General features: G+C 64.3%; 4 protein-coding genes. All 4 read left to right on the top strand.

What is annotated here, in order from left to right:
• The coding region (locus tag AC1P6P_RS03935; RefSeq protein ID WP_481401132.1) for a 4-hydroxythreonine-4-phosphate dehydrogenase PdxA at positions 1–198 on the top strand (198 nt) is incomplete at its 5' end.
• A 213-nt stretch (positions 199–411) separates the two neighbouring features.
• On the top strand, positions 412–1,269 hold the full coding sequence (gene rsmA / locus AC1P6P_RS03940; RefSeq protein WP_481401133.1) for a 16S rRNA (adenine(1518)-N(6)/adenine(1519)-N(6))-dimethyltransferase RsmA: 858 nt from the start codon (positions 412–414) through the stop codon (positions 1,267–1,269).
• Positions 1,270–1,384: 115 nt separating this feature from the next.
• Positions 1,385–3,358: a PAS domain S-box protein gene (locus AC1P6P_RS03945; RefSeq protein WP_481401134.1), complete on the top strand. Its 1,974-nt coding sequence runs from the start codon at positions 1,385–1,387 to the stop codon at positions 3,356–3,358.
• 111 nt (positions 3,359–3,469) lie between these two features.
• Complete coding sequence (ppk2, locus tag AC1P6P_RS03950) at positions 3,470–4,366, top strand: polyphosphate kinase 2 (protein WP_481401135.1); 897 nt, start codon at positions 3,470–3,472, stop codon at positions 4,364–4,366.
• Positions 4,367–4,717: the final 351 nt, after the last annotated feature.

The following is a 4,717-nucleotide window of genomic DNA, read 5'->3' on the forward strand; positions in this document are numbered from 1 at the left end:
CAGGCGCTGATCCCGATCAAGACGCTGTCGTTCTGGGACGGGGTCAACGTCACCCTCGGCCTGCCGATCGTGCGTACCTCGCCCGACCACGGCACCGCCTTCGAGATCGCCGGCAGCGGCCGGGCCGATCCGCGCAGCATGATCGCAGCGATCCGGATGGCCGCCGAAATCGCCGACGCCCGCGCCGCCAATGCGTGAGTGCACCCCCCTCTTTCCTCCCCCGCGGTGCTCCGCTTCGCGAGCCGCATCTTGTTGGGGTAGCGGGGGAGGTGCTGAGCATAAGCGAAGCGGAGGGGGGACCGGTTTGACGCCTTCGCCGCTACAATCCCCCCTCCGGCCCTTGCGGGCCGCCTCCCCCGCTATTTTGCGAACTGTGCGGCGCTTCCATTTGCGTTCCGCGGGTGAGGAAAGATGAGCGAGATCGACTCCCTGCCGCCGCTGCGCGACGTGATCGCGGCGCACGATCTGATGGCCAAGAAGTCGCTGGGCCAGAACTTCCTGTTCGACCTCAACCTCACCCGCCGCATCGCCCGTGCCGCCGCGTGCGAAGGTGCCGTCGTTTATGAAGTGGGCCCGGGGCCCGGCGGACTGACGCGAGGCCTGCTCGCCGAGGGCGCCGCCAAGGTGATTGCGGTGGAACGCGACCACCGCTGCCTCGCCGCCCTCGCCGACATCGCCACCGCCTATCCCGGAAAACTGACGGTCGTTTCCGACGACGCCATGAAAGTCGACGAGGCCGCGCTGCTGGCCGCGCACGGCGTCACCGGGCCGGTGCGGGTCGCCGCCAACCTGCCCTACAATGTCGGCACCGCGCTTCTGATCAAATGGCTGACGGCGCCGGTGTGGCCGCCGTTCTTCGCCAGCCTGACGCTGATGTTCCAGCGCGAAGTCGCCGAGCGCATCGTGGCGGCACCGGGGACCGAGCATTACGGCCGCTTGTCGGTGTTGACGCAGTGGCGCTGCAGCGCCCGCCTGCTGTTCGACGTCTCGCGCAGCGCCTTCGTACCGCCGCCGAAAATCGTTTCCACCATCGTGCGCCTGGAGCCGCTGGCCGAACCGGTAGCGCCCGCCGAGCTTGCCGCGCTGGAAAAGGTCACCGCCGCCGCCTTCGGCCAGCGTCGCAAGATGCTGCGCCAGAGCCTGAAGACGCTCACGCCTGATGCCGAAGCGCTGCTTGGCGACGCCGGCATTCCGGCCACCGAAAGACCGGAGCGGCTTGATGTTTCCGCCTTCGCCGCGCTGGCCCGTGCCTGGGTCGCGCGCCGCTGAGGCGGACATACGTACATCCCACGGTTGAGGCCGGGCGGGAAAATGTTTCACTTAGGTTAACTATGTTGCAACCGCGGCGGAGCGAACGTCTCGTCTTCGTCCGTGAGGGGATTTGATGGACACGAACCGAGACCATCTACGAGCCACGTTGAACGTGTCTCCGGATGCGATGTTCGTGGTCGACCGCAACGGCGTCATCGTCGAAGTCAGCGATGCGGCGGTCGAATTGCTCGGCTATACCCGCCATGAACTCGTCGGCCGGCCATCGACCATGCTGGTGCCGGAACGGATGCAGCTGCCCCATCGCCGCTTCCACGACAGCTTCTTCGCCAATCCGGCGCGCCACAGGACGGCGAACGGCATGCCGGTGCCGGTGCGCATCAAATCCGGTGCCGAGATCGCGGTCGAGATTTCGGTCGGTCCCCTGGCGATGGACGGTGAAGTCTTCATCATCTGCAGTGCGCGCGACGCTTCGGTCCGCATGGCGCGCGAGGATCAGCTTCGCATCACAATCGAGGAAACCGAACGGCGGCTGAAGGCCTCCGAACTCGACTTTCGCCGCACCAACGATCATTTCAAGCTGTTCCTCAAGCATGCGCCGGCCGCCATCGCGCTGTTCGACCGCCAGATGCGCTATCTGATCGTCAGCGACCGCTGGCTTTCCGATTACGGCCTTGCCGAGCGCGACATTCACGGCGTCAGCCATTACGACGTATTTCCCGAAGTTCCCGAACGCTGGCGAGAAATCCATCGCCGCTGTCTGGCGGGCGAAACGCTGAAATCGGACGAGGATAATTTCGAACGTCCCGACGGGCATACCGACTGGCTGCGCTGGGAACTTCATCCGTGGCGCAGCGGCGACGGTCGCGTCGGCGGCATGCTGATGTTCAGCGAACTGTTTACCGCCCGCAAGAACGCCGAACTGGCGCTGAAGAAAAGCTACATCGAGCTCGAACAGCGTGTCGCCGAACGCACCGCCGAACTCGAGCGGCTGAAGAACGAGGCCGACCGCGCCAACGCCCAGAAATCATGGTTCGTTGCCGCCGCCTCCCACGATCTGCGCCAGCCGTTGCAGGCTTCGCTCGCTTATCTGTCGGTACTGGCGCGCCGGACCGGCAGCGATGAGCTCGAAGAGCTGTGCGACAAGGCGCGTCTGCCGTTGAAGGCGATGAGCGACATCCTCGACGTGCTGCTCGATATTTCCGATCTCGAAAGCGGCCACGTCAAGCCGCAGTTGCGCGACTTCGACCTCTGCGAACTGCTGCAGCGCGTCATCGCCAACGCCCAGCATCAGGCCCAGGAAAAGGGCCTACGCCTGTCGTGCCTGCCGAACGCGCTGACAGTGCACAGCGACCCCAGGCTGCTCGAACGCATCGTCTCCAATTTCGTCACCAACGCCATCCGCTACACCGACAAGGGCCTGATCGGCATCTACTGCGAGGCCGTCGCCGGCAAGGTCTGCATTTCGGTCACCGACACCGGCATCGGCATTCCGAGCGAGGCGCTCGACAGCATTTTCCAGGACCACGTCCAGCTCGCCAATCCGGCGCGCGACCGGCGCAAGGGGCTCGGCCTCGGGCTTTCCATCGCCAAACGGATTGCCGACGCCCTCGGCCATCGCATTTCGGTGCGCTCCGATCTCGGCTACGGCTCGTCCTTCACCATCGAGCTGCCCGAAAGCCGCGCCGCCGCACCGGCGGTAACCGCCCCCGCAACACCCGCGCCGGCCGCCAGCGAACGGCCGGTGGTGCTGCTCATTGACGACGACCAGGATGTCGCCGAAGCGATGCAGATGCTGCTGCAATCGTATGATTTCGAAACCTACATGGCATCGAGCCGCGACGCCGCGCTGGCGATGCTGGACTCCGGGCTCAACCCGGGCCTGGTCTTGTGCGACTACCGCATGCCCGGTGCCAACGGCATCGACGTCATCCGCCAGGTCCGCCAGACGCTGAATGCCGAAATTCCGGCGGTGATCATGACGGGTGACATGGGCCTCACCGAAACCGACCTCGCGCGCTGCGCCGTGCTGCACAAGCCGGTGGACGTCGACAGCTTCTTCTCGGTGATCGGCAAACTGGCGGCGTGACGTTCGTCCGCGGTCTACGTAACTGCCTATATTGCCAGCGCCCGCCCGTTTCGTTAACGAACCGTTGGCGGCGATGCGTCACACTGCCGTCGCGATTTGAGGGGACCCGGCATGAGCGTCCACCACCAGCTCCATCATCTCCACCTCGGCGGCGAGCTTTTGCGCAACGCCAAGGAGCGGGCCAGGGTCGAGAAGCACTGGCACATTCTCGGCGACGCCAAGCCGCCCAAGCCGCCGAAGAAGAAGTATTCCTACATCGAAGAACTGACGCGGCTGCAATTCGAACTGCTCAAACTGCAGGAATGGGTGCGGCTGCAGGGGCTGAAGGTCGTCGTCATTTTTGAGGGACGCGACGCGGCCGGCAAGGGCGGCGTCATCAAGCGCATTTCCGAATGCCTCAATCCGCGCTCGTGCCGCGTGGTCGCCTTGGCGACACCGACGGAAAAGGAACGCGGCCAATGGTATTTCCAACGCTATGTGGAGCAGCTTCCGGGCAAGGGCGAGATCGTGCTGTTCGACCGCTCCTGGTACAACCGCGCCGGCGTCGAGCACGTCATGGGGTTCTGCTCGAAGGACGAGTACAAGGAATTCCTGCGCTCGTGCCCGCTGTTCGAAGAGATGCTGGTGCGGTCCGGCATCATCCTCATCAAGTACTGGTTCAGCGTCAACGACGAGGAGCAGGAACGCCGCTTCCTCGAGCGCATGAAGAACCCGATCAAGCGCTGGAAACTGTCGCCGATGGACGTCGAAAGCCGCGAGCGCTGGGTCGAATACTCCAAGGCCAAGGACGCCATGCTGAAGCACACCGACAAGCAGCTGACGCCCTGGTATGTCGTCAATGCCGACAACAAGAAGAAGGCGCGGCTCAACTGCATCGCCCACCTCTTGCGGCAAATTCCGTACAAGGACCTTCGCCCGGTGCAGATCGAACTGCCGCCGCGCCAAGCCGACAGCGGCTACCGCCGGCCCAAGAAATCGAAGCAGAACTGGGTCAAGGAGTGGTACTGAAGGCGGACGGTCCCGCGAGATCACGAATTCCGTCTTTATTCCCCCGCTATTGCACTGATGTGCGGCCCAACGGTTTGATCTCCTCGGGGGAAGAAAGTCATGGTTCCAAGCGAACGTCGGCGACCTAGAGCATCGGACGTTCAAGCGAGATCATTCTTTCCTCCCCCGCGATGCTCAAATCATGACACTGGCACGCCGCCGAAACAGCGGGGGAGGTGGCCCATCAGGGCCGGAGGGGGATATTTTAGCGCCGAATCGGTCCCCCCTCCGTCGCTTCGCGCCACCTCCCCCGCTATTTTGACGGCGGTGCGGCGTGAAAGGATCTGTCGGCGCGGGGGAGGAAAGATGAAC

It is taken from the genome of Rhizomicrobium sp., from assembly GCF_056722145.1.

Coding starts and splice junctions, on each gene's coding strand:
- AC1P6P_RS03945 (WP_481401134.1), top strand. CDS start 1,385: ATGGACACGAACCGAGACCATCTACGAGCCACGTTGAACGTGTCTCCG.
- rsmA (WP_481401133.1), top strand. CDS start 412: ATGAGCGAGATCGACTCCCTGCCGCCGCTGCGCGACGTGATCGCGGCG.
- ppk2 (WP_481401135.1), top strand. CDS start 3,470: ATGAGCGTCCACCACCAGCTCCATCATCTCCACCTCGGCGGCGAGCTT.